The organism is Lactobacillus sp. UMNPBX17, from assembly GCF_002553735.1.
In the GTDB taxonomy this organism is placed as follows: domain Bacteria; phylum Bacillota; class Bacilli; order Lactobacillales; family Lactobacillaceae; genus Lactobacillus; species Lactobacillus gallinarum.
Window position 1 is genome coordinate 1 of sequence record NZ_PCYT01000025.1, and the last position, 25,107, is coordinate 25,107.

Consider the following 25,107-nt stretch of genomic DNA (forward strand, 5'->3'; position numbering starts at 1 on the left):
ATATAGAATATTGTAACAATATAAAAGAATATTTAAATCTGCATCCCGAACTGTATCCTGATGCGGATGTCTTAGTCGAATTTTTTGGTGATGATTCAAATGAACAAAATATAAATTTAGATAATTAAAAAATAGTATCAACTTTTTGTTTAATTTGGTACAATTCTTGTTAGAGAGTGAATCACCCTTTTTCTGGACTTTTATATTGTGGGGAGAATGCTAATAGATAGTATTAGTTAAAAAGTTGAGTGAGATATTTGAAAAAGAACAAGTAGATATTAGATGACAAAAAGACAGTAAGCATGTTTCTAGCTTACTGTCTTTTTTGTTTTGAATTTATTTTAAATTATTCATCAATTCCAGGAGCTTGATTAATCTCAGCTGTCATCATCCAAATTCTCTTTTCGAGGTCATTGTGGCAAGTAGTTAAGATATCACTTGAACTGTAGTCTCCTTCTTCATCTGCGGCTTTAATTCCCTTTTCGTAAAGGTGTTCCAAGTGATGATAGCCATCAACAATAGTCGCAAAACGTTCTGTAGTAGGTGTGCCCCATTTGCCAGGATGAGCTTCAATTGTAGAATGATCTACCATTTCTGCCAAGCTTGAGTATGGAGAACCATCAATGGTGATTAATCTTTCAGCGATTAAGTCACGTTGGTCGTCTAATTCTTCCATTACTTCATCTAAGTATGGGTGTAAGTTCAAAAATTCTGGTCCACGCATGTACCAGTGTTGTTGACGTACTACCATTTGTAATTGACTAAGGTCAGCAATTGCTTGATTTAAAATTTCTTTAGTCTTTTGATATTTCATAAAAATCCTCCTTAGGATTTAAAACATACAACGTTGCTTATACTCCCATGGTAGCGGATACAGATAAATTAGTAAACTGATATGCTTTATAAATTTAATTCAAAAGCAATTCTTTCGGGATCGATCGGATCATCTACTTTTATCGTTCCTCTGATAGTAAAGCCGTTACTTTTAGCTAAATGCTGCATAACTGCATTTTTCTTAAAAGTATCAATCCTAAAGTTAGATATATTGTTTGTCACTTGTAATGAAATTAAATTAGAGAAAAAGTAATTTGCTAGATGCATCCCGCGATATTGGCTGCTAATAGCCATTCGGTGGATGGTTGCGTATTCATCTTGATCATTATGCCATTGACCATCTATTACTTGATAAGTGGGTTCAATTCCAGCAATCACAGCTGCATAACCTGCTATCTGGTGATCAACAACTAAAACCCACCCAACATTATTTTCTATGTCTTGAGTGATAGTTTGCTTATTAGGATATCCGCTTTGCCACTGCGTGCTACCAGCTTTCTTTAAAAATGCCTTAGCGTCATCGATGATTGGCATAATACTATCAATATCATTTATATTAGCTTTTCTGGAGTAAATAAGTGTCATATCTTTTCTTCCCCCTTTTTGCATATATTTTTAACAAACTATACAAAAATAAAATATGAAAGGCAAATTCACTACATAATCTCAAATCTGTCCATTATCTGAATCTGACATTTTGCCGTGAATGTGCTTAACTGCCTAACCCCTTTACCATATGATGTTTACATCAAGTTCTATACAGCATGTATAAGAGTAAACAATCTAATAAAAAATGAGGTAAACATTATATGAATAAAATTGATGAATTAGTAAACCATGTGAAAAAGGCAGATGCCATTATTGTTGGAGCCGGAAGTGGAATGTCTAATGCGGCAGGAATGGATTTTTGGTATTCTGCTAGTCCTCTATTCATAAAGCGTATGAAATACTTTTATGATAAATATCATTTTGAAGGTATCTTCAATGGCTTTTATACTCAATTTAATTCCAAAGAAGAGCATCGGGCTTTTATGCTTGAATCTTTAAAAATGATTCTCAAAATTCCGCCGCAGAAACTAACTTATGAATATCTCAAACAATTAATTGGCGATAAACCAGTGCATTTTGTGACTACTAATCAAGATACGCTTTTTAAAAAGTTCTTTCCGAGGGTGAATTGTTGATACCTAGTAAAATTGCTGAAAAATCAATTGGATATTCCTCTTCGATTAGTGTAGTTTTAGGAATTATCAACTGGCAAAAGTTAGGGCGCCAAAACACAAGGCCCTACTACTCCTAAAGCTGAACCTCAATTAACGCTTGAGCAAAAAGCAAAGCAGGATGAAGTTATGCAGCTGTTTTATCCTAATTACATGGTAGATAATGGCATTAGACCAGGTAGTCAAATTGATAAAGACCATCCTTCCCTTTTGCATACAGTTCAATATGGTCAATCCTGGATGTATTCTATTGGGGATGCTGCAGTAATTCATTGCTTTACTCAAAATGGACAATATTATAAAGTTAGATTAGGACCTGATAAAAGCAAAAATGAAATTCGTGGTTTTTATGCTGATCCAGGAACTTTTATTGCAATTGAAACTGCTGAAAATAATGGTGTAGGATTTTCATAAATATCTACCGAACTACCAGATGGTAGTGATGGCGCAATATATGTGCCAAGAAAAGATAAATTGCTGCAGCTATTCCCTGATCAAGGTGATATTATTGAACGATTTAGTATTAAAGAATAAGATTGTGAGTTAATAAGCTATGGTAGAAATCAAAAGAAGAAAAACAGATCGTAGAACACTTTATACAATTAGAGTAATTAAAGATACTTTTATTAAATTAGTTAAAGAAAAATCATATTCTAAAGTTACTATTACTCAAATTTGTCGTGAAGCTGATATTACTCGTTCTACTTTCTATTTACATTTCACATCAATAACTGTGTGTTAAATGCCGTTCTCAATGATGTCCTATTTTTAGTTCAGGAATCAGCTACAGGATTAGATACAGAGGACCACTATTCTTTTGATTATCTTAATAAAAATGAATCCTTAGTACCTGCTTGTCAACGGATCGGAGATTCAGATAAATATCAAAGTCTATTAATGGATCCTGATTTAAGTGAATACATTCTTGGTCGGATAGTTGCTCATGAGCGAGGTAAAGTCTTGCCTTTAATTATTAAGAAAACCGGGTTAAGTAAAGAAGATGCCGAAACATTATTTACGTATATTATTCATGGCTCTTTCGCTGTTAATCGTGCCAATCATTTCCAAAAGAATGAAAAATGGGCCCATGGTGTGCAAATGTTAAATCGTTTTACTAAAGCTGGATATGAGAAATTAGCTAAGAATGATTAAGTCAAATATATTTATTAAGACTTAAATAAAATAGACCAGTATCCTAATGTTAAGCAAAAAAAGAGACCGTAAAATAGTTTGTGTAAGGATGAATGATTCTTTAAATTAATTTCTTAAACTATTAGAAAAAGGAGTTCCTTTCTCGTATGATTGGTTTGAACAAAAAAACATACAGAAAGAAGAACTCCTTCATGAATGATTTTACCAAAAATATGGCACAAGCTCTATTCAATCAAGACATAATTCTTGTTGATGTAATTCTTTTACTAATTGATCACGATCAGTTTCATGATTATTGAGCTTAGCGCCCGTAATTTGCTTAGTAAATGAATCAATCCGGCGATTACTATCACGTAAATCATAGTAAGTAGTCACGACTTGATCGTAGTCCTTTAAATCTTTAACATCAAAATCTTTTGGATATGAATCTTCAAAACATATGAATTTAAGTGGCAAACGTGGCTTTAATTGTGGCTCTTGATCGGGCACGCCAACTTGCATCCCTAAAACAGGAAAAGTTAACTTAGGTAGATCAAGAGTTTTTAGCATTTGCAAAGGATGATCATTGATTGTACCAAGAGGCACATAACCTAAATCCATGCTTTCAACGGCATTAGCCACATTTTGAAAAGCAAGCAATGTATCTTCCATTGCTTGGAAGAAAATATCGGTTGTATGTACTCTACCGTCATCTTTGTTTAGTTGCTTTCTAATTTGCTGATTGCGGTAAAGATCGACAATAAAAATAAATAGGTCTCCTTCAGCACCAACATATTTTTGACCGCAAAGTTCCTGGATCTTTTGTTTTTTGGCTTCATCGGTGATGTGCAGTAGGGATGCGTTTTGCATGAACATGCTAGTAGCTGTGCGGCTGAAGACAGTGTATAAAGTTTCTAGTTGTTCATGATTTAAGGTGATATCCTTAAATTTTCGAATAGACTTGTGATTGAGTTGAGTATCAATGGTGGAGTTATGAATCATAATTAAGCTTCTTTCTAACTAATTGTAAGTCTACTATATTGTAACAGAAGACAAAGAAAAACGAGCAACGACTTTCATTATTATTAATGATTATCGTTATTCGTTTTTTTGCAGTTATGGAATTATATAATATGTTGGTTAATTAAAGATTTTCTTTAAAGAATTCATCAAATTTATCAAATGGGATTTTATCCATTTGGTCATATAAGTCAACGTGAGTTGCATTAGGCACAATGACCAGTTCTTTTGGATCCTTTAATCGGGTTATAAGCTTCTTCAGCCATGTAACGTGAGTGGGCTTTTTCACCAGTTACGATTAACTTAGGTTACTTGATAGTTTCAATTCTTTGCTGTAGTGGGAAGTTGTAGTAGCTCCATGGAGTAAGAGCATCCCAAGCACCATTTGAGTTAACTGAACGTGGGTGAAATGCACGGCCAACATAGTAGTCAAAGAATCGCAATTGCTAGAGCATTTTTACGCAATCCTAAGATTTTAATGTTAGACGAAGCTACAGCTAGCTTGGATTCTGAATCAGAAGCAATGGTCCAAAAGGCGCTGAGTGGATTAATGAAAAATCGGATAACTTTGGTCATAGCACACCGGTTAAGCACGATTGTTGATGCAGATCGTATCTACTTTATCGATCATGGCACTGTTTCGGGATATGGTAAGCATGATGATTTAATCAAATCTACCCCACTCTATGCGGAATATGTTAAAAATCAATTTAAGAAATAAATAAAAGCAATCAAATCTCTTTTTTAAGTGAGACTTGATTGTTTTTTTATCTTTAATTGTGTTTACGCTTCTTAAACCCAAGACTAGACAATATACCAGTGCCTAAGCTTAAAAGAATTCCAGCAATTAAATTAGTATTTCTGTTCTCTGAATTACCAGTTTGTGGCAATTCAATTTTGGTATTAGTTGCTATAATTTTATTCTTTTCAGGCGTATTAATTGCTGAATTTACCTTGTAATGCTTTTTAGGTGCAGTAGGTTGCTTTTCAGATTTTGGCTGAATAGTCTTACGGGTAGATTTTTCGTTATTGGACTTACCTTTTGGTTTTGATTCAGCATCTGGCTTAACTGTTATGTCAGAATCTTCGGTGTTTAATTCGGGTTTTGGTGGAATAGTTTCATCAGGCTCATCTGTGTCAGGAGTATCTGGCACTTCAGGAACATTCGGTTCTTCTGGAATCTTAAATTCTGGCTTGCCCGTAGTAATGGGATTGCCACTTACACCAATGTGGAATTTCGGTTTGTCGGTAGTGATAGGATCGCCGCTGATGCCAATCGGAAATTCAGGTTTATCAGAAGTGATAGGATCACCACTTACGCCAATGTGTCCTTCCGGTTTATCAGTAGTAGAAGGCATACCACTTTGGCTTATTCTTTGCTTTTTCGTCCTGTCTTGATTCTTACGTTGTTGTAGTAATCGATGTATTTGTGAATAGCTTTCTCAAACTCATTTAAGTCCTTGTATTTATGTTCTTGGCCTTAGAACATCTCCCGCTTAAGAATGCCGAAAAAGCCTTCTATTAAACCGTCATCGAGAGAATTACCCAACCTGGACATACTCTGATCGATCCCTCTGTTAGCCAGAGCAGCTCGATATGCTTGGTGCTGATATTGCCAGCCACGGTTTGAGTGGAAAATAAGCCCATTAAGAGCCGGGTGCTTCTCAAATGCGTCATTTAGCATAGTCATCACTTGCTTAAGGTCTGGGTGCCTAGAAATGTTGTAGGAGATGATTTCTTGGGTACAACCATCGATAATTGGAGAAAGGTAGAGCTTTTGATCTCTAAGATAGAATTCAGTCACGTCGGTAAACCAATGTCTGTTGGGAATAATTGCGTAGAAATTGCGCTTGATTAAGTCTGGCTTGATTTTGCCCTGAACGCCGTAATAGCTGCTGTATTTACGTTTCTTGCGGATTGAGATAGCGAATAAGCCCATCTTTTGCATGAGCCTCTGCACCTTCTTATGGTTGACCTCATAGTCTTCCCGGCGAAGCTGTCCGTAGATTCGCCGGTACCCATAGCGCTGGCTGTGTTCTAGAAAGATCTCTTTGATTCTATCCATCAGCTTCTGGTTACCAGAATCCTTATCAAGCTTATGGGTTTGGTAGTAGTAGTTACTTCTTGAGATATGAGGCAATCCAGGGTTGGCATTGATAACGTCGATAATGTACTTAACGCTAAGCCGCAATTCTTGCCTTAATTCATTGATTGCACGAGCTAATTCTTCTTTTCTTGGCTCTTACGTGAATTAAGGCCTCCAATTTTTTTATGTATGCAAGCTCGACTGTAAGCCTCTTTACCTGCTCTTCCAGTTCTTTGATCCACTGTTTGTCCTTGCTTTTGGGCATTCTTGGGTTGATCTACCTTTCTTCTTGGTAATGACAGTATACCCGTTTTCTTTAAAAGAGCGAAGCCAATTTGCAAGAATGCCTGTATTTGTAAGTCCTAAGTCTAGAGAAACCTGTCTAAGTGCTTCACCGCCTAGCAGAACTCTATCAATGGCAGCAAGCTTTAAATCAGCAGTATATTTCTGTTGAGGGCGATCCAGAATATCTTCACCATGTTTTTGAATCAAGTCCACCAAATACTGGATTCCTCCACGCCCCATCCCATATTTCCGGCTAAGGTAGGTGCCTCTTCTGTGATTATTTACCCATTCGTGGTAGATAGCAAGTTTGATTTCTTTAGTGTATTTAGTCATGAAAATAACCCCCGAAATTAGAACACTAATTTCGGGGGTCATATCATTTAAGGGGCTTTTTTATCTATAAAATAAAGTTTAGAAAAGTCTCTATCGTGCCACTTTCATACATGATGTATAGTCCAAGTGGAATGAATACTAAGGGCACAATGATTCGCGTGTATTTTTCAATTGTCTCGGATATTAACGGAATAGAGGATAGCACCTGACTAAGCTTGCAAAAGATAATTACGCCGATTGCGAACACAAGCAACGCCACGAGGGTCTGTGCCCAATCTAACGAAGCAAAATAAGGTATATAGATACCTAAATTATCTCCGCCAGACGCAATTGTCAGCAATGTAACTGTCCAAAACAGTTGATTTGCCTTACTTTGTTCTAATCTTTCAATAGTTTCTTCCTCTTCTTCTTCCTCACCTTCTCCAACAATTGCAAAGCGAATCCCTAAATAGATAGGGATTAAACCAAGCAATCCAACCATCCATGCTTTAGGCACGAAATTGACGACATAAGCAGCAACTAAACTCACCCCTACAAGTAAGCCCGTGCCTAGATATTGCCCCGCATAAATATGCTATTTCTGTTTATTCTGTGATAGCTGTGCAAATAAAATAATCAAAACAATTAAATAATCTATACTGGTGGAAATATAAACACCAATAGCAGATATGATTGTCTGTCCCATAAAAAAACTCCTGTATTAGTCAGTAATAAATCAGCAGATTTTAGGGGAGCACAGACACATTAATTTAGCTATCGCTAGTGGGTAATGCCGCACGTAAGAAAGCATTTTATCCTCCTCAAAACGTAGTTACAAAATAGTTTCTAACTGGAATTCGGTGATTACTTCCAAGTAAAGTATAACCCACTATACTTTGCAAGGTAAAGTGTGGGCTCTACGAGGTAGTAGCGTTCTCCCTTCCTACTGGGGAGAACTGCTATTTTTCTGCGCCTATTACCCGGCTAGAAGAACCTCCGACGGGCTATTGCATAGCGAGCGCATCTCATGCAGAACTCTACCCGAGCGGGGCAGGCTAGTGTTAGCTTAACCACAAGAAAATGAATTAACTATTTAGAATGCATTTTTTTCAAGAGAAAAAAGACCAAACTACCAGCTGGTCTTTCTCCTCTATTTTTTTGAAATACACTTTATTAAAACAGTCATATGTGTCGTAAATATGGAGAAGCCAGCATATATAAAAAAGAGTGCCATGTGACACTCTTTTTGAGCTATTTAATATCAACAACACCGACAAATTCAACATCATCAATTGCAGTTAAGTAAAAACTATCAGTTGGTCCAAGTATTGCAAGTTGACCATTTTTGATTGTACATTCTTGATCTGGTGTGGTCAGTTTCACCGTCCCTTTTAAGGGAATGAGAACTATATTTCCAGGTACAGGGTGAAATTCTCCGTTGTTTGTCACTGTATTTTTCTTTAGTATACGAGGACCAACCCGTCTTTGACCATTTTCGTAAAGGTGTTCACGGACCTCATCACCGCGACTACCAGTTAATATTTTTATATAATATATACCCACAAGTTAATTGACTTTTTTACGTGGCTTTTCAGTATTATTGGAATTTTGTTGAGTGTTGTTTCCACAGCAGCCCATACTACCAGAGCCACCGTGCATACCCTTGTGCATAAATAGCATCATGAGTGGGTGTGCTAGAAGAAGAAGGGCTATCAGAATCCATTGTGACATAGTTTCACTTCCTTTCGCTTTGTTTCTATAATAAGTTTTTGTCATCACTTAATTATACGTTTTTTATCTTTTTACCAGTCAATCCCATCGCATTAATTGCCACGATAATTGACGACATCGCCATGGCCACAGCACCAACGGCTGGGTCTAGAGTGATTCCCATAAATGACAACACACCGGCAGCGAGTGGAATTGCGACAATATTGTAGCCTGCTCCCCACCAGAGATTTTGAACCATTTTCCGATTTGTGATTTTAGCCAAATCAAGAAAATGTAAAATATCGCTGGGTTCTGATTTAACCAACACAACATCAGCGGAATCAATGGCAACATCGGTTCCGGCACCAATTGCAATTCCAATATCGGCTGCGGAAAGACTTGGTGCGTCATTTACGCCGTCACCAACCATGATGACGTGATTGCCCTTTGCTTGATAATCAGCAATAATCTTTTGCTTATCATCTGGTAATAGGCCTGCATGGAATTCAGTCAATCCTAGTAAGTTAGCAACGTGTTCCGCGGCTTTTGGATTATCGCCAGTGAGCATTACGGGGGTAATTCCTCGCCTCTGAAGACCACTAATTAATTCCATAGCACTCGCTTTGATGGTGTCGCCTTCAGCAACCATTCCTTGAACTTGGGTGCCCTGCAATAGGAAGCTGACGGAATTACCCTTAGCAGCCCATTTATCAGCAGCGGCTTTGTCAAACCTGATCCCTTGCTTTGTTAAATAGTTACCATTAACAATCATATAGTCAGTGCCATCAATATTACCGGAAATACCAACACCCGGAATATTTTGAGACTTTTCAGCCGCAACGACTTCAATGTCCTTCGCTTGGGCTTCAGCAATGATTGCTTGGGCCAGCGGATGAGTCGAATTATTTTCAAGGGCGGCCAGTCGGCTTAATAACGTTGTTTCGTCAATCCCATTATTTGGAATCAATGCATTCACCGTAAATTTACCTTCTGTTAACGTGCCAGTTTTATCCAAGAGAACGTGGCTAACATGTTGACTTGCTTCAATGGCTTGGCGATTTCGAACTAATAGCCCATTTTGAGCGCCAATCGTAGTAGAACGAGAAACCACTAATGGAATCGCTAATCCTAATGCATGCGGGCAAGCAATCACGAAGACGGTCACCATGATCGTCATTGCAGTCGCCAATCCCTGGGGTAACCAGGCAAAGAAAGCAATAATCCCAACACTAAGTGCCGCGTAAAATAGATACTTGGCAACTAAATCAGCTTTATCTTCTGCTTTAGATTTAGCTTGCTGGGCATTTCGAACCATTTTCATTACTTGAGAAAGATAGCCGGAGTCACCAGTACCACTAATTTTAACCGTTAGCGTCCCGTTATTGTTGATTGTACCACCAATGACCTTATCGCCAACGTTCTTGGTAACGGCAGCAGATTCACCGGTTACCAGTGCTTCATTCACGGTCGACTCCCCAGCCGTAATAACACCATCGGCTGGAATACTCTCACCTGAACGCACTTGGAAAGCTTGACCAACTTTTAAATCAGATACTGGCACTTCTTTTGTTTCACCATTATCTGTAACTAGATGAGCCGTCTTAGGCAACAGAGCCGCCATCTTTTGTAATGCATTCCCAGCCCCCATCAATGCATTCATTTCAATCCAGTGTCCTAGAAGCATAATTAAAATCAGGGTTGCAAGTTCGAACGAAAAATCCATTACAGGATTTGCCGGGTTCAAGAAGTTGTTGGCAATAAATGCGTACAAACTGTAGAAATACGAAACGGAAATTCCAAGGGTTACTAGCGTCATCATTTCAGGAGATTTATTCTGAATTTCCGCTTTAGCTCCCTTTAAAAAGGGCATTCCGCCATAAAAGTAAAGTGCCGTATCAAACAAAACGATGATAATGCCAACAATTAGCGGTGAACTGAAACTAAGGATGGAAACGTTTAAACCCATGATTGGTGCTAACAGTAAAACTGGAATCGCTAAGACAACGGAGACCCAAAATTTAACTTTCAAATTCCCCATATGCATCATTGAGCCACCGTGCATCATCATGTCGGTCCCAGCCATATCCATATCACCGTGATTCATGTTCATTTGGCTGTGATCCGTTTCGGTCATATCGTGATCCATATGACTCATATTTGATTCATTATTTTCCATATTCTTAGCACTCATGTTTTTCATGTTCATATGTTCCTCTTTATTTTCCATGATTATCGACCCTCCTAAAAATAAGTGTGCGTAGCAAAGCGGTTAGAAGCCTAAATATAAGTTCCTTGTGTGGAAATCCCCGGGCTCGGGATTTTTGTGCAGCAATCCTAAACGTAAACAGAACACCACAGTCTTAACACGTTTGATCACCTGGCAAGCAGTTACACTGAACTTCCTCGGACGCTGTTTTGGCCTTTTCAGCTAGAATCGCCTGTAAGTTCGCAATATCCGCCCGTGAGAGTTCCCTTGACTGAATAACGCCGGCAATTGTTGAACCAGCCCGCATCGCACACATATGGTCAAACAAATCATCTGCCGCTACGGCCATTGATTCCTTCTCGCCAACAACCGGCTTATACGTGAATGGTCGACTGCCGCCATGCTGCGCAACCGCCCGTTTTTGAATCAACCTGTGAAGTAGCGTTTTGGTTGTTGAGGCTGACCAGCCTTCTAATTCGTTCATAGCATCAATTAGTTCACGACTAGTCGCATGTCCCATTGTCCAAATTACTTTCATAACCATCCATTCAGAATCGGTGATGGTTACATTCTTTGCATCCTTCAATTGGCTTCCTCCATTAATTGAATTCTAAGTTTACGTTTGTAGACTCCTAACATTTATTAGTTTACAATTGTAGTCACAATAATGCAACCTTTCTGCCAGAAAATACTATGAATTTTTCACTATAATGAATACTTGCTAGAAAATAGTTCTTTATATCAAGAACTTAAAAGATATTACCGTGGGAAAGATTAACATATTTTGTATTCATAAATTGAAAGTAATGATGTAGAATATAAAACTTTAATGTCATTAGGTACATTAACAGGAGCCGTCATTGTGAAATTGAAGTTATTGTCGGCCTCGTCGTTAATATTAATGACCGCCACTCCGTTATTAACTTTTTGCAAATTGTTGTCGATTCTCAAGTCATATTCTAATGCCCCAGGATTTTTATCATCAGCAATAGTATTATCAACTGCAAATGCATCGCTTGCTCCCTTAATACCTGATGCAATGTGGACTTGTTGAGCAGTACTAATGGTCCAGTTACCATTACCTAAGACATAAACATTGTCAGATTTTCCTTCAGTTTGAGTGCTCTTCCAATCTGAATAATCTTTGGCTGGTGTCTCAAGCATCTTAATATGAGGACTGTACATGTAAATCGCCCATTTATGAGACAGCCAAAGGTAAGTTATTAATATGAACATCATTGTTATGAACAGCGGTAGTATCAAAGATATAGCCTGTACCAGTGTAATCAAGCTTCACTACTTCTTGGTCATCAACCGTAAAGTGAGTAATCTTTGGTTGTTGTTCCGCAGGTTGTTTCCAACTACGATCAAAATTACCATTATAAACGGTACCTTCTGGCAAAACATAATAGAAAATTGGTTCAAGCACGCTATGAGAAGTGGCATTTCTATCTGCATTACTGTAAACTGAAAGAAATCCTGCATCGTTATCACCAGGCATGCGCTTATGTTATTCATAATAAGTTCCCACACTAGTTTTAGGCTCTGCTAAATTTTGTCTAGCATATAAAGGACTTGCAAATACCCAACTATTTTCATTGCCTTTAATTAGGCCACTATAAACAAAACCAATTTTGGAATCGAATTCGTAACCGTCTTTGATTGGTGTGCCAGCCTTTAATGTCTTATTAACTGTACCGTAGGCTTTAATTCGATTATCACCGTTAAAAATAGCACCAGCAGAAATCACGTTAGGTGTAATGACAACCTTGGCAATACTTTGATTATCCGTGGCTTCAATACTTTGACCGGCTTGAATAGTCTCAGAGTTTGTTTGACCATCGGTATAAGTTATTGTATAGGCATGGTGTCAGGTAAATTAACTGGATCGTATGGAGTATCTAAGTGATTAATATTTAAACCATCAGGAAAAGTAAGCGTAATTTTAGCAGTAGTAATATCTTGATTGGTTGTATTTTAAAAACCAAAAAAGTTAACCAGCTTGGAAGGGTCAACATCTTGTGGAATTTGATGTGAGTCCGCATAAACATCCGCAGATAGTGTGATTTCTGGTACTTCATTGTTTGGCTTACTACCTAGTAAAGTTTCAGTCCAAGGTTGATCTAAATCTCTAATAAGAAACCGTCTGCCTTTATGATAGTTTGATCGATATGAATTGTTTTATCTGCCTTGATTACAGTATCGTCAACTGACTGAGCAACAGCATAGTGACCTACAATTCTATAACCAAAACTACCATTGTTCCAATGTTGACGACCACTACGCTTTGGCACATGAATAACAATAGTGCCACCGGGTCCAACAGCTTGAGTAATAGTTGTTTGATCGCCAAAATCATTAATCGTGTAAGTTTTATCTTGGTTCAACACAAAACTATCAGGTACAGGAATTGTAATAATGGTATTAGTGTTCACTGTAGAATTAACTTTTTTGCTAGAATAATCAAGACCTTTGGCTACGCCGTCTGTTTCATTAATGTCAAGTTCATAGGTATAGTCAGTATTTGGCAAAGCTCGTACAGAATCAGCTATAGGACTTGTACGCTTAAATGTAGGATTCATTTCTGGACTAACAACTTGTGTCAAGTTCAATTCTTTAGTTTCGGAATTTCCAGCTTCATCTTTTTTAGTGATGGTTATTTTCTTGAGTACATCACCAATAAATTCCATTGGTGTATCCTGACTGCCATAATTATTACTTGGATTTAAAGTAAATTGTTGGTGAATTGTACCGGCATTATCATCAGTAAATGTGTTAGTGATGATGCATTTATCTTCATCATTAGCGATCGTAGTTGTACCACCAGACTGAATATTTTGTCCATCAGTACCAATACCATAAGTTCCTTTAGGAATTACAATTTGATATTGATCGCCCTTTTTTGGATTAGAAACGTTGAAATCAACAGCAATTGCTGTGGTATCACCAGTCGCACCTATTGTATTGCGACTAATTGATAATGTAGCACCGCCATTTCCGAAAGTTACTGATTTAGCGGTTGACTCAGTTTTTGATTCTAATAATTGTTTAGTTGCATCTACTGATGATGCCTTTGAAGTAGTGATCGTTTCTTGTTTAGGATCTTTTTCTACATTAATCTTGGCAGTATCATTTTGGCTAATTTGTGTTGGTTGAGTAGTAGTCTCTTCCTTGTCAGTAGTTTGTGTAACCTGTTCTGCTTCTGTATTATTTGTTTCTTTTTTAATAATTTGATTATCGTATGTAAGAGTATTATCTAATGTCTTATCAGAACTGTGACTGTCAGTATTTACATCTAAATTATCTGTTGAAGTTTGAGAGCTTGTTTCTTTAACAGTTACTTGAGTAGCATTATTGTCTACAGCAGCTGAAACTGTTTCAGTTTTAATCCCTATGAAAAACGCACCAATAATTGCGGAAACCAACGCACCTGATGCTAATTTTCTAAAGCTGTAGTGTTGTTCAATTTCTTGGTTTAAGTGTAAGTTCTTCTTTTTCAGTCTCATTGTTATCAATCCCTTAATACAAATAAAACATCATTTATTTTTTTGATGATGGTATTAAAAAAGAGAACCTCGTTTTCGAAGTTCTCTTTTAACTTATTTCAAAATAATGTCGGTTGGCTTAATATCCTTTCCAAAGTATGGTGCAAGTTCTGTTTGATAATCTTTTACAAAGAAGCCTTCCTGAGTTAACTTAGTTATTTCTTGATTGGTCCATTTTAATAATGAGAGATTGCCCTTCTTTACAGCTGGAGACACATACTGGCGTGACCCAATACTTTTAATGCCGACTACATACTTCGGATTTTTCTTAACCCAAGCATAAAGATATGAATTATCATCAGCTAAGGCTGCACCACGGCCATTTTTTAGCGCGTTGAACTGCTGCGTCTTAGAGTCAAATTTTAATAAGTCAACACCAGATTGTTTAGCAAAATAGTTTTCGGCTGTCGTACCCTTAGTGACAATCAATTTTTTACCCTTTAATTCTTGGGCACTTTTGATTGGCGCGTTTTTAGGCGAAATTACACCCACTGACACCTTCATATAAGGCTTGGCAAAATCAACTACATCCTTACGTTCAGGCGTTACTGTAAAGTTAGCTAAAACTATATCCGCTTTGTTTGAATTCAAAGTATCTACACGATTATTGGCATTTACTTGAATAAAACGAATTTTAACGTTTAAATCTTTAGCTATTCTACGCGCTAAGTAAACATCATACCCTACTCTTTTGCCTTGGTCATTTACCCAACCGTATGGTGGTAAGTCTCCAAAAACTGCAACTCTGATATAGCCACGGCGTTTAATTTCTGAAATACCGTTTTCATTGCTCCAACGGCTGCCAGCAGTACCGCTATTTAAATTAGGTTGTGTGAAGCCAAAATAAGCAGCACTCACTACCACTATCAGAGCAACGATGCCCATAATAATATTAAAAATATTTTTCTTTTTCATTGGCTTTATCCTTAATAATCCATACTGTCTAGGAAATCTTTTGCTCTTTGCGTTTGAGGATGATTAAAGAATTCTTTTCCTGGTGTATCTTCTAAAATATGGCCATCTTCCAAAAAGAGTACTTCATCTGCAATTCGGGAAGCAAAATTCATTTGGTGAGTAACGATAATCATTGTCATGTGATCACGTTTAGAAAGGAGCTCAACGATTTCCTCAATTCCGCGTACCATTTCGGGATCGAGGGATGCGGTGATTTCATCCAAAAGCATGATTTCAGGTTTCATTGCCAATGCACGAACTATGGCTACTCGTTGTTTTTGACCACCTGATAATTCTCTAGGATAAGCATTTAGATATTGCTCTAATCCAACTTGCTTTAGTAATTTAATTGCTTCTTCTTTAACTTCATTTTCATCACGTTTTTGTACCTTTACTGGAGCAAGTAAGACGTTTTCTATCACGGTTAGATTTGGAAAGAGATCGTAACTTTGGAAAACCATACCGATTTTTTGTCGCAAGATTTGCCATTCTTTAGGACTAGGATCAATCTTCTTCTCGTGGAAATAGATTGATCCATTTTTATAATCTTCTAATCCATTCAAAGTTCTAAGTAAGGTACTTTTACCAGAACCAGATGGTCCAAGTAATGTTAATACTTCACCCTTTTTCAGTGAAAAATTAATGTTATGTAAAACTTGTCGTTCATCATAAAACTTATTTAAATGCTCAACTTTTAAAATTTCTTCAGTCATAATAGTCACCTATTTTCTTTCATTAGTTAATTTCTTAGCCCAAGCTGATAATGGGTAATCGAGAACGAAATATAAAATAAAGATCAAACCGTAAACCCAGAAAACACCAGTTGGATATTGTTGGTTATTTGCTTCGATAATTTGCTGGGCAACATTGATTACTTCCATAATGCTGATAACCAGTAAAAGTGAAGTTGTCTTAATTACTCTCGTTGCTAAATTAATCGTAGCGGGTAGTTCAAGTTTAATTGCCTGAGGAAGCAGAACATATCTAAACAGCTGAATTTTACTTAAACCTAGTGCTAAACCAGATTCTCGTTGACTCTTAGGAACTGATTCAATTGCTCCGCGAACAATATCGCTAAATTCGGCAGCTACCCATAGTGAAAATGCTAAAACTGCCATCCAGGTTGCTGGCCAATTAACATGAAAAGTTCGCGGCAAAATATAGTAAACCAGGTAAAGTAAAACGATCGTAGGTACTATTCGGAAGAATTCTAGATAAACTCGCAGAATAAAACGAATGAATTTATTAGATAAAGTTCGCAGAATACCGAAAATAATACCAATTGCTAAACCGATTATTAATGAAATAGCTGCGATCCAAATTGAGGTCCAAAGACCAGCCATTAAACGGGCGAAGTTACTTCCTTCAAATAAAACATTAATTCCCGAATGCACCATAACGAACTCTCCTTTCAAGCCAAGTTAATAAAAGAATTACTGGGATCAAGATAATTGCGTATGCAATAACCAGCATTAATAAATATTCATTAGAACGGTAATACATTCCAATTAAATCTAAGGCCGTGTTGGTTAATTCAGGAATCGCAATTACTGAGAAAATTGATGTTTCTTTAATTAAAAAGATAATATTAGCTGTTAAGGCAGGCATGCTTAAGGCAAAGCCTTGCGGAAAAACAACATAGCGAGCTAATTGAAAACGACTCATCCCCAATGCTTTTCCGCTATTAATTTGACTCGTAGAAATTCCATTAAAGCCACCAGTAAATCCCTCAGCCATGTATGCTCCACCTAAGAAAATTAAACCGATAATGCCGCAAACTTCTGCGGACATTTTTATTCCGATAACTGGAAAAGCGTAGTACAGGAAAAATAATTGAATTAAAAGTGGTGTGTTTCGTGCTAGTTCAACATATGCTGTCATGACTTGACTGAGTACTGGTACTTTAAAATATTGCGTCAGGCTAGCGATTATTCCAACAATAATTGAACCTATTATTCCAATTAGCGATAGCCAAATTGTGAGTCCAAATGCATGGACAAATACTGGCAACGCTTGTTGTATGATTGACCAATTCATAAGATCTTACCCTCCCAAAGACCAAACAAAAAAGGATCCACGAACCAATTCAGTTCGTAGATCCTTAAAATAGCTAAATTAAAAAACCAAGTTAACTATAAATATATCGAAGTACGTCATGCTGAATTAGCGTATGCAAAAAAGTATTGTCTTTTGGACAACATACACAGTTATGACATATAGCTTGTAAATTCAACATGTTGGTACTCCTTTCTTACTTTTAGTAACTTCCATTGACTATTAGTGTAAACTCATGCTTATTTATTGTCAATTGATTTTTTAAATAATAGTTGGATTCGTCTCAATTTTCTTTTTAAGACTCCTCGTTTTTCGAGTAAAATAAATTTACGGGATAAAGTTTCTGGTGTAGTTCCTAAATAAAGTGCTAAATCTTTCATTTTTAATGGTAGTATAAATGATTTATGTCCTACTTTTTTGGCATAGGTCTGCAAATAATTAAGTAGTCTATCCTCTACTTTAGGAAGACTTAATAATTGTATTTGTTTCTGCAAAGCACGTACTTTAATGATGTTTTGTTCTAGGAGCTTTATGCTTAATTCCGGTTGTTTTTTCATCAAAGCTAAAAAGTCATTGCGATTCAGTAAACAAATTTCACTATCTTCTGTGGCTTCAACGTAGGTATTGGTATTAGCCTCACCAAATAACCAATTTTCACCAGCATAATCTCCAGTTTTCAAGACTTGAATAACATTCTCATGTCCCTCTTTGTTCAAGGTATAAAGACGAGCGCTACCATGAGCAAGAATTATTAAATTACTATTTGAAGTGGGATCCAAGACTAACTCATTTTTTCGATAATTTTGGTGATGAACTAGCTCTTCTATTTGCATTTGCTCATCTATAGGCAATGCATTAAATAGTGGGACTAACTGAACACATAACTCTGCCATTTAAAGACTTCCTTTATTTAAAAATCGTCATCATCATCGTCTTCTTCAGTATACAATCCTTCACGCAAATCGTGATTCAAAAAGTTTTGTGATTGGCGAATTTGTTCTTTAATCCATGATAATAATTCTATTAAGTTCACACTTAATTCTGGCCAATTTTCATTTTGGGCTAGAGTAATAGCCTTAGTAATAAAAAGAATTTGCGTATCAAAGTCTTTTACTAATGTAAATAATTGATCGTTACCCTTTTCGTATTTTGTAGCTCCATTTTTTTCGAGCATAGTATATTCTTTAAATTGGTCGGTGGTTGTAGGAATACTTTCGCCATTATTTACCAAAATTTGGTTTAATTTGTTGAACTCTGTTTGTTCGTATTCAATCCATTTAGGAGCATATTGACATAAAAATAAACTAGCATTACCTTTGGTAAAGAATTTAGCTTGGCTAATTTTTAAGGAGTGAATTAATAAGTTAGCAATGATATGACCAACCATTGCTCCGACCGTGGGAGTGTGATGGTCTATTTCACTTTGCTTTAGTTCTGATTGGTATGCTTCTTCTGAATTCATTTAATTAATCTCTTTTTCTTTAATGTCCATAACTTCATAACCCATTTTTTCGATAGCATTCTTCACATCATCTGTGTTGGTCTTGTTTGAATCCATTACAAACTTTAATTTGCCAGCGTTGAACAAAACCTTAATTTGATCAGTGCCATTAACGTTTTCAACAGCTTTTTCAATTTTGGTTAAACAAGATGGACAAGTCATGCCACCTAACTTCATCATTACTTTTTGCATAAATATCTTCCTTTCATCATTACATATTAAATTCTAAATCTTTTTTCTTCTTAGAAACTTGACGGTCATCAAGTTTTTAATAATTTTTAATTAAGCGCATCCCATTTAAGATAACGACTAAAATACTAAATTCATGGATAAACATGCCACTAGCCATTTCAACATAACCCGCAAACAATCCAACGAACAATAGCAGTACGGTTAATAATGCAATTGCAATGTTTTCATTCATGTTCAAGACAGTTCGCTTAGAAATTGCTAAGGCATAGTCAATTTTACGTAAGTCATTTTTCACCAAAACAATATCTGCCACGTCAATTGCTACATCGGTACCACTACCGATAGCAATAGCAACGTCAGCATTAGCTAGAGCAGGGCTATCATTGACTCCGTCACCAATAAAAGCTATATGATGACCATTTGCTTGTTCGTTTTTAACAAATTGCGCTTTATCTGCAGGTAACATTTGTCCATGTACTTCATCAATTGGCAACTCTGCCGCAATTTGTTTTGCTGTTTCTTGATTATCGCCTAAGAGCATCACTAGTTTTTTAATCCCAAGTTGTTTTAATTTAAGCAATGCAGCTTTAGATTCTGGTCGAAGTCGGTCCTTAATGCCAAAGACTGCTAACATACTTTGATCAGTGTTAGAAAAAATGACAATAGAGTTACCTAAATTGCTTAATTTATTAACTACTTTAGTTAGTTTTGCATTAACAAAAGTATGCTCTTCAATTAATGCTAAATTACCTAAATAGTATTTATCGTTTTCTAAAGTAGCAGAAATTCCTTTTCCTTTAATTGTATTAGTAGTAATATGATCTATCTTTTCATCAGCTAATTTAGCAATTGCTTTTGCTAATGGGTGGTTACTTCGAGCTTCAATACTTACAGCTAAATTAATAATTTCTCTTCTATCACCATTTAGAATATGAATTTCATGTTTTCCTCCTATTCCAGCTTAAGCCCAGCGCTTTCAACGGTCTTTTGTAAAACTTGCATTACTTCGTCACTATGGTTGAGCATTTTTTTGCATTTGGACATGTCATGTTTTTCTATCATCCGGTTAAATTCTTTAAACTCATCAAACATTCGATGAGGATATACTTTCTTATCAATATGTTGTAGTTTTTCACTGTTATGGTAAATATCAAATGAATCCATGACATTAGCTGGTCCATTAACTACAATTGTTTCATTTTCTCCTTCGATAGTTGAAGTTACAGGTGCTCCTGAATCTTTTGCTGCAATTGATGAAACTTTGAAATCACCATAATCCAGTAGCAAAATACCAGATGTATCAACATCACGTTGAATATTGGCTAAATATTCAACTGATTTTGGCACCCCGAAAAGTCCCACTATAAAGTGAATATTATAAATGTTCAGATCCATCAGAGCACCACCACCCTTTTTAGGGTCAAATACTGGTAAAATTTTTTCCTCTTTAAAAGCATTGTAACGGTGAGAATTATTGTGAGTAATTCATGGACACAATTCTAATTAGACCTAGAATCAGGCAATTTATCTTTTAATCCTTGATAGTTTGTTAAATATTGATTGGTAATTGCTTCAGCTAGAATTAGATCTTTTTCTAATGCCGACTGTTTTAATTTCTTAAATTCATCGTATTTAACAGTGAATGGCTTTTCACAAATCACATTTTTATTAGCTAATAATGCTTGTTTGACAAATGAGTAGTGCAGGAAGTTAGGTACGGCTACATATACTGTATCAGCATTTGTTTCCCTTAAAGCAGTTGCATAATCAGTATAAATATTTTGAATATTATATTGTTTAGCTAATTCTTTCATAGTAGTTAAATCGTTTTCTGTACCAGCAATTCCGGTTAATTCTACTTTTGACAAATCCTTAGTTATTTGAAGACAATCTTGTACAATAAAGCCGGCACCAGCAATTAAAAGTTTCATTTTTAGTATGATCAATATTCAAAAATTAAGCAAACAAAAAACTACAGAACCTATCTGCATAAGTCTGTAGTTCTATTATTTTAAAGCATATTATGTTTTTTCATTCTTTCCTCGAAAATGCCGTTAACAAGTTTAGTCATTTTTTGCTTTTGTTCATCACTAGGATCCTTTTCAAAAGCAGCATATAAATCAGGATATTCTTTAGCGATTAATTTACAAGTATTATTAGTTGCATGTTTACGAAAAATAGCAGGAATTTTTTTCAAGTATTCAGGTTTCACTAAAGTAATGATTTTTTCGTTAGTTGTCATTTCTTTCAACTCCTATAATTTAACTAAAGCTATTTTAGCTGAAGAAATTAGCTTTTACAAGCTTACCAAAAGTTAGCTTACATAATTTTAAATATTATTAGTTCTTGTAATCTTCACCATAGATATATCGATGCAATTTTAAATATTGCTCACTTAGTCTTTTTTCATTGGCGTTATCTTTAGGATAGTAATATCTTTTTCCTTCCAAACCTTGAGGCATGTAATTTTGCTTTGCAATCTGATGTGGTTCAGCAAATGGGCTTTTAATCAAACCACCACCGGTAATTTCTTCAGAATGCTTATAATGCATGTCACGTAACCCTCGAGGCATGGGGTGTTGACTAGGATGTTCAGTGTCTTTGTCTAACTTATCCCAAATTTCATCAAAAGAACCAGACTTTGGTGAAATGCACATCAACATAGTGGCAAATATCAAAGGATACTTCGCTTTAGGCATCCCCACCTTTTCCGCCTGATTAGCAGCCGTAACTATTTGAGTAACCTGTTGCGGATTGGCCAAACCAATATAAGTATATGGAATTTCTCTTAACCGGCGGACAACAGATGGCAAGTCTCCATTTTTCAATAAAACTGCTAAATAATAAAGTGCAGCATCTGTATCTGAACCAGCCATAGAGTCTGAATAGGCAGCTAAATAGTCGTAATGTTTAGTTGCCTTTTTGTCATAGCTAAAATTCTGTCCTTTAGCAAAGTTTTTAACATCTTGAACAGTTAATTCTTCAGGATTAATTGCATGAACTGTTTCTAATATATTTAACGCAACACGTAGATCACCATCTGCTGCAATAGCTATTAATTTCAATGCATCTGTTTCAATCTGTTCATCTTTCAATTTGAGAACTTCTGTTGCGGCACGTTTTAAAACTATCTCAATATCTTGATCGCTTAATGCTTTAAATTCAAAAATCTGACAACGAGAACGTACAGCTGGAACTATTGACATAATCGGATTTTCAGTTGTTGCACCGACAAGCAGAATATGACCATTTTCCAAATATGGCAAAAGAAAATCTTGTAGGTTTTTAGTCATTCGATGAATCTCGTCAATAAGCAAAACAAAGGGCTGATAAGGATAAGTTTTGATAAATTGATCTAATTTAGCTTTATTGTCGATTGAGGCATTAAATTTTGCTAAAGGATAATCAAATTGCTTAGCTATGATTTGGGCTAAACTAGATTTTCCAGTACCTGGTGGTCCCCATAAAATTAGAGAAATATTGACTTTTTGTTCAATAATTCGACGAAGAGTTTTTCCTTTACCAAGTAAATCTTGTTGGCCTACCATATCATTCAGTGTTTGCGGTCGCATTTTATCTGCCAGAGGTGTTCTGAAAGACATTATTTCCACCACAATTTAATTAAAGCTTGTGTGCCATCATTACCTAGTTTTTTGTCATCAACTAAAACTTTATATAAATGTTTTGCCTCTTTGGTTGAAGGTAAGTCTAAGTTCATCTTTTCTGCTTCTTCGAGAGCAATACGTAAGTCTTTCAAAAAATGTTTGGCAAAAAAGCCAGGGGTATAGTCACCTTTTAGTATACGTGGACCATAAGATCCTAGACTAAAGTTTTCTGCAGCACCAGATTGTAGTGTTTGACAAACCTGTTCCAAGTTAAGTCCAGCAGCTTTTGCATAAACAAGCATCTCCGTCATACCAGTCATAGTTCCGGCAATCATAATTTGGTTAGCCATCTTAGCATGTTGACCGCTACCGTAGGGACCGAAGTAATTCAATTTACTTGAAAAGGTCATGAAGATATCACGTAATTGATCAAGCTCTTCTTCATGTCCACCAATCATGACTGTTAATGTCCCCTTTTTGGCGCCAATATCACCACCAGAAACAGGTGCATCAAAAATATGAATCCTCTTATCTTCACCAGTTTGACCAATCTTTTGGGCTAAGCTTGGTTTACTAGTGGTCATGTCAATGATGTACTGCCCTGCTTGGGCTGTTTCGAAGATCCCATTTTCTCCAAAATAAATGTTCTCAACATCTTGTGGAAAGCCTACCATCGTGAATAAAACATCTACCTGCTTAGTTAATTCGGCAGGATTGTCTGCCCACTTGGCTCCATTATCCAAGACAGGTTGAGCGTGAGCCTTAGTTCTGTTGTAAACTGTGACGTCATAATTATTCTTTAGCAAATTATTAATAATGCCAGTCCCCATTACGCCAGTACCAATAAATCCAATTTTCATTACTGTATTCTCCTTTAATTTTTATAATAATTAACTAACCAAATAATGAAATTAATAATAATCGTTAATATCCAAATTGATGATAAAACTGCTCCAATAATAATTAAAACAAAGGCCAATTGCTCATTTCCGTTTTTGGAATATAGAATAACTCCCCAAGCTGAAAAAGCCACACTAGCAATAATTATGATCCATTCAAGAATATGATACGATGTAGAATCTGTCTTCATCTGGACATAATCATCACGTTCATCATCATCGTCAATAGTACCAATATCTTTCATTAGATAGTAATTACCCAAGGTTACCAAAATCAAAATTACTAACCAAACTAAATCTTTGATAGTGTGACCTCGCCCATTAAAAATATCATTATATAAATCAACCATGTCTATAATAGTTATGATCAGAAAGAATACTGTATTTATAGCGTATTTATTTTTTCTCTTTTTATCATTCTTCTTCATTTTCAACAAACTCCTTCAAGCAAAATAAAGTTTCAATATCTGTCCCAAATAATTTAGCCAGTTTATAAGCTAAAACAATGGAAGGCTTATATTTCCCTTTCTCCACTGAAATAATTGTGCGCTCTGTCACGCGCACCTTTTCGGCAACCTCCCGTTGTGTCATTTTATTTTCTTTTCGATATTGTTTAACTAGATTTGGAATTTTGATCCCTCCCTAAAACATGAAACCTACTTCATGTAGTTTACTTCACATTGTAACAATTTTTGCCCAATTTGCAATAAAATAGAAGTAACGAAATGAGGTTTTATGATGACAAAAATTAATTTAATGAAAAACGCCCGAAAATCTCCGTATTTTAATGCGGGGATGGATAGGGCTTGCCGCCAGAAATGGCATTGTAGATCTGGTCATTAATGTATTTTTCTACTACTTCTTTAGACATATTCCCCACCGTGCCAAAGTAATAGCTGGGTGACCATAAATGTCCGCCCCACATCTTGTTTTGCTTAATTTCGGGGTGATTCTTGAAGAATAAGAAAGCACTTCTTCCTTTGAGCGCTTTGACTACGCTTGAACCCGATTTTGATGGCCTAAAGCTGATAAGCAAATGAATATGTTCAGGCATTATTTCCATTTTTTCAATTTTGATTTGATTATCTTCAGCTATTTGCTTGAGCAAGTCTCGCATTTCTTGAGCCAAGTCTTGGTTAGTAAAGATTTGATTGCGGTATTTAGTACACCAAATTAGATGATAGTGTGCATTATAGACGTAGTGTTTTTCATAGCCTGCGTCTTTTATTTTGTCTCTTTTATAATTCATAGTCCAATATCCTTTTATCTATTACATATCTGTTTACTGTGGATTATAAGATATACATAGGCTATAATCAAATTACAATAATACGAGGAGGTGAAATCATGAAGAGAATGAGCAGCTTAGCCTATCATTTTGGCGTTAAGCTTCGCTTTTATCCTAGTTCTAAGCAAAAGAAAATCATTAAGTTGAACTATGATGCGCAACGCTTTGTCTACAACTCTTATGTAGGACGCAATCGAAGCAATTATCATGCTAAGCACTATTTAGCTGTTAGACAATATCAAGCAATGCCTTTTGCCTTTTCTA

The 25,107-nt window shown here is 36.0% G+C and carries 30 protein-coding genes and 5 pseudogenes; 6 read left to right on the plus strand and 29 right to left on the minus strand.

Annotated features, from left to right (window positions below; translation table 11 throughout):
- Window positions 1-346 precede the first annotated feature (346 nt).
- A complete protein-coding gene (locus CP368_RS05375) occupies window positions 347-814 on the minus strand; it encodes a DNA starvation/stationary phase protection protein (protein ID WP_025006099.1) in 468 nt (155 codons plus the stop codon).
- A gap of 86 nt (window positions 815-900) precedes the next feature.
- Window positions 901-1,419: a GNAT family N-acetyltransferase gene (locus tag CP368_RS05380; RefSeq protein WP_098044026.1), complete on the minus strand. Its 519-nt coding sequence runs from the start codon at window positions 1,417-1,419 to the stop codon at window positions 901-903.
- 224 nt (window positions 1,420-1,643) lie between these two features.
- Here CP368_RS05380 and CP368_RS05385 point away from each other — a divergent pair, with 224 nt between their 5' ends.
- The 4 genes from CP368_RS05385 (at window position 1,644) to CP368_RS05395 (ending at window position 3,206) form a co-directional block, all read left to right on the plus strand.
- Window positions 1,644-2,018 carry a hypothetical protein gene (locus CP368_RS05385; RefSeq protein ID WP_233185800.1) on the plus strand — a complete coding sequence of 125 codons (375 nt, stop codon included), beginning with the start codon at window positions 1,644-1,646 and terminating at the stop codon, window positions 2,016-2,018.
- A gap of 165 nt (window positions 2,019-2,183) precedes the next feature.
- Complete coding sequence (locus CP368_RS10730; RefSeq protein WP_233185801.1) at window positions 2,184-2,468, plus strand: cupin domain-containing protein; 285 nt, start codon at window positions 2,184-2,186, stop codon at window positions 2,466-2,468.
- A 139-nt stretch (window positions 2,469-2,607) separates the two neighbouring features.
- On the plus strand, window positions 2,608-2,796 hold the full coding sequence (locus tag CP368_RS11030; RefSeq protein ID WP_369822632.1) for a TetR/AcrR family transcriptional regulator: 189 nt from the start codon (window positions 2,608-2,610) through the stop codon (window positions 2,794-2,796).
- The gene (locus tag CP368_RS05395; RefSeq protein ID WP_239464569.1) at window positions 2,790-3,206 is read left to right on the plus strand and encodes a TetR/AcrR family transcriptional regulator; all 417 of its coding nucleotides are present in this window, start codon (window positions 2,790-2,792) and stop codon (window positions 3,204-3,206) included. Before CP368_RS11030 ends, CP368_RS05395 begins: the two co-directional genes overlap by 7 nt.
- A 228-nt stretch (window positions 3,207-3,434) precedes the next feature.
- Here CP368_RS05395 and CP368_RS05400 read toward each other — a convergent pair whose 3' ends face one another.
- Window positions 3,435-4,187, minus strand: coding sequence for an NADPH-dependent oxidoreductase (locus tag CP368_RS05400; protein ID WP_087176346.1), 753 nt, complete (start codon window positions 4,185-4,187; stop codon window positions 3,435-3,437).
- A gap of 448 nt (window positions 4,188-4,635) precedes the next feature.
- On the opposite strand from CP368_RS05400, the pseudogene CP368_RS05410 reads away from it, so the two are divergent.
- Window positions 4,636-4,926: pseudogene (locus CP368_RS05410) on the plus strand (multidrug ABC transporter permease); the annotation flags it as partial.
- Between the two features lie 52 nt (window positions 4,927-4,978).
- On the opposite strand, the gene CP368_RS05415 reads toward CP368_RS05410, so the two are convergent.
- The 26 genes and pseudogenes from CP368_RS05415 to tnpA form a co-directional block, all read right to left on the minus strand.
- Window positions 4,979-5,563: an LPXTG cell wall anchor domain-containing protein gene (locus CP368_RS05415; protein ID WP_025006095.1), complete on the minus strand. Its 585-nt coding sequence runs from the start codon at window positions 5,561-5,563 to the stop codon at window positions 4,979-4,981.
- An 11-nt stretch (window positions 5,564-5,574) separates the two neighbouring features.
- A pseudogene (locus tag CP368_RS05420) lies at window positions 5,575-6,909 on the minus strand (IS3 family transposase).
- A 64-nt stretch (window positions 6,910-6,973) separates the two neighbouring features.
- Window positions 6,974-7,594: pseudogene (locus CP368_RS05425) on the minus strand (CadD family cadmium resistance transporter).
- Window positions 7,595-8,139: 545 nt separating this feature from the next.
- Window positions 8,140-8,271: a hypothetical protein gene (locus CP368_RS10970; protein ID WP_255404534.1), complete on the minus strand. Its 132-nt coding sequence runs from the start codon at window positions 8,269-8,271 to the stop codon at window positions 8,140-8,142.
- Between the two features lie 183 nt (window positions 8,272-8,454).
- Window positions 8,455-8,619 carry a DUF2933 domain-containing protein gene (locus tag CP368_RS05435; RefSeq protein WP_098036376.1) on the minus strand — a complete coding sequence of 55 codons (165 nt, stop codon included), beginning with the start codon at window positions 8,617-8,619 and terminating at the stop codon, window positions 8,455-8,457.
- A gap of 52 nt (window positions 8,620-8,671) precedes the next feature.
- Complete coding sequence (locus CP368_RS05440; RefSeq protein ID WP_089147960.1) at window positions 8,672-10,825, minus strand: heavy metal translocating P-type ATPase; 2,154 nt, start codon at window positions 10,823-10,825, stop codon at window positions 8,672-8,674.
- 133 nt (window positions 10,826-10,958) lie between these two features.
- Window positions 10,959-11,390: a CopY/TcrY family copper transport repressor gene (locus CP368_RS05445; RefSeq protein ID WP_098045829.1), complete on the minus strand. Its 432-nt coding sequence runs from the start codon at window positions 11,388-11,390 to the stop codon at window positions 10,959-10,961.
- 188 nt (window positions 11,391-11,578) lie between these two features.
- Entirely contained in the window at window positions 11,579-11,989 is a 411-nt protein-coding gene (locus tag CP368_RS05450; RefSeq protein WP_098045830.1) for a hypothetical protein, read from the minus strand.
- Window positions 11,990-12,002: 13 nt separating this feature from the next.
- On the minus strand, window positions 12,003-12,305 hold the full coding sequence (locus tag CP368_RS05455) for a hypothetical protein (protein ID WP_098036373.1): 303 nt from the start codon (window positions 12,303-12,305) through the stop codon (window positions 12,003-12,005).
- Between the two features lie 9 nt (window positions 12,306-12,314).
- Window positions 12,315-12,554 carry a hypothetical protein gene (locus CP368_RS05460; protein WP_098036372.1) on the minus strand — a complete coding sequence of 80 codons (240 nt, stop codon included), beginning with the start codon at window positions 12,552-12,554 and terminating at the stop codon, window positions 12,315-12,317.
- Between the two features lie 373 nt (window positions 12,555-12,927).
- Window positions 12,928-14,310: a YSIRK-type signal peptide-containing protein gene (locus CP368_RS05465; protein ID WP_098044030.1), complete on the minus strand. Its 1,383-nt coding sequence runs from the start codon at window positions 14,308-14,310 to the stop codon at window positions 12,928-12,930.
- A 93-nt stretch (window positions 14,311-14,403) separates the two neighbouring features.
- Window positions 14,404-15,264, minus strand: coding sequence for a transporter substrate-binding domain-containing protein (locus CP368_RS05470; RefSeq protein ID WP_098036370.1), 861 nt, complete (start codon window positions 15,262-15,264; stop codon window positions 14,404-14,406).
- Window positions 15,265-15,275: 11 nt separating this feature from the next.
- Window positions 15,276-16,016 carry an amino acid ABC transporter ATP-binding protein gene (locus tag CP368_RS05475; RefSeq protein ID WP_056945624.1) on the minus strand — a complete coding sequence of 247 codons (741 nt, stop codon included), beginning with the start codon at window positions 16,014-16,016 and terminating at the stop codon, window positions 15,276-15,278.
- Window positions 16,017-16,025: 9 nt separating this feature from the next.
- Window positions 16,026-16,700, minus strand: a complete 675-nt coding sequence (locus CP368_RS05480) for an amino acid ABC transporter permease (RefSeq protein WP_087176339.1) — start codon at window positions 16,698-16,700, stop codon at window positions 16,026-16,028.
- Window positions 16,681-17,340, minus strand: a complete 660-nt coding sequence (locus CP368_RS05485; RefSeq protein WP_087176338.1) for an amino acid ABC transporter permease — start codon at window positions 17,338-17,340, stop codon at window positions 16,681-16,683. The genes CP368_RS05480 and CP368_RS05485 overlap by 20 nt, the downstream gene beginning before the upstream one ends.
- A gap of 257 nt (window positions 17,341-17,597) precedes the next feature.
- Window positions 17,598-18,251: a Crp/Fnr family transcriptional regulator gene (locus tag CP368_RS05490; RefSeq protein WP_098044032.1), complete on the minus strand. Its 654-nt coding sequence runs from the start codon at window positions 18,249-18,251 to the stop codon at window positions 17,598-17,600.
- A gap of 17 nt (window positions 18,252-18,268) precedes the next feature.
- Complete coding sequence (locus CP368_RS05495) at window positions 18,269-18,820, minus strand: DNA-binding protein (RefSeq protein ID WP_098045831.1); 552 nt, start codon at window positions 18,818-18,820, stop codon at window positions 18,269-18,271.
- The gene (locus CP368_RS05500) at window positions 18,821-19,051 is read right to left on the minus strand and encodes a heavy-metal-associated domain-containing protein (protein WP_025006081.1); all 231 of its coding nucleotides are present in this window, start codon (window positions 19,049-19,051) and stop codon (window positions 18,821-18,823) included.
- A 76-nt stretch (window positions 19,052-19,127) separates the two neighbouring features.
- Window positions 19,128-19,988: pseudogene (locus tag CP368_RS05505) on the minus strand (HAD-IC family P-type ATPase); the annotation flags it as partial.
- A gap of 14 nt (window positions 19,989-20,002) precedes the next feature.
- Window positions 20,003-20,982 (minus strand): annotated as a pseudogene (locus tag CP368_RS05510) (Gfo/Idh/MocA family protein).
- 80 nt (window positions 20,983-21,062) lie between these two features.
- Window positions 21,063-21,293: a hypothetical protein gene (locus CP368_RS05515; protein ID WP_087176336.1), complete on the minus strand. Its 231-nt coding sequence runs from the start codon at window positions 21,291-21,293 to the stop codon at window positions 21,063-21,065.
- A gap of 97 nt (window positions 21,294-21,390) precedes the next feature.
- Entirely contained in the window at window positions 21,391-22,653 is a 1,263-nt protein-coding gene (locus CP368_RS05520; RefSeq protein WP_098045832.1) for a replication-associated recombination protein A, read from the minus strand.
- Window positions 22,653-23,516, minus strand: a complete 864-nt coding sequence (locus CP368_RS05525; RefSeq protein ID WP_098045833.1) for an NAD(P)-dependent oxidoreductase — start codon at window positions 23,514-23,516, stop codon at window positions 22,653-22,655. The genes CP368_RS05520 and CP368_RS05525 overlap by 1 nt, the downstream gene beginning before the upstream one ends.
- 14 nt (window positions 23,517-23,530) lie before the next feature.
- Window positions 23,531-23,905 (minus strand): hypothetical protein, encoded by a 375-nt coding sequence (locus CP368_RS05530; RefSeq protein WP_233185802.1) that lies wholly within the window; start codon window positions 23,903-23,905, stop codon window positions 23,531-23,533.
- Window positions 23,906-23,969: 64 nt separating this feature from the next.
- Window positions 23,970-24,185, minus strand: a complete 216-nt coding sequence (locus tag CP368_RS05535; protein WP_025006076.1) for a helix-turn-helix transcriptional regulator — start codon at window positions 24,183-24,185, stop codon at window positions 23,970-23,972.
- Window positions 24,186-24,339: 154 nt separating this feature from the next.
- Entirely contained in the window at window positions 24,340-24,804 is a 465-nt protein-coding gene (gene tnpA / locus CP368_RS05540; protein ID WP_098036363.1) for an IS200/IS605 family transposase, read from the minus strand.
- A 98-nt stretch (window positions 24,805-24,902) separates the two neighbouring features.
- On the opposite strand from tnpA, the gene CP368_RS05545 reads away from it, so the two are divergent.
- Window positions 24,903-25,107, plus strand: a 205-nt coding sequence (locus tag CP368_RS05545) for a helix-turn-helix domain-containing protein (RefSeq protein WP_158227423.1), incomplete at its 3' end; no start/stop codon positions are given.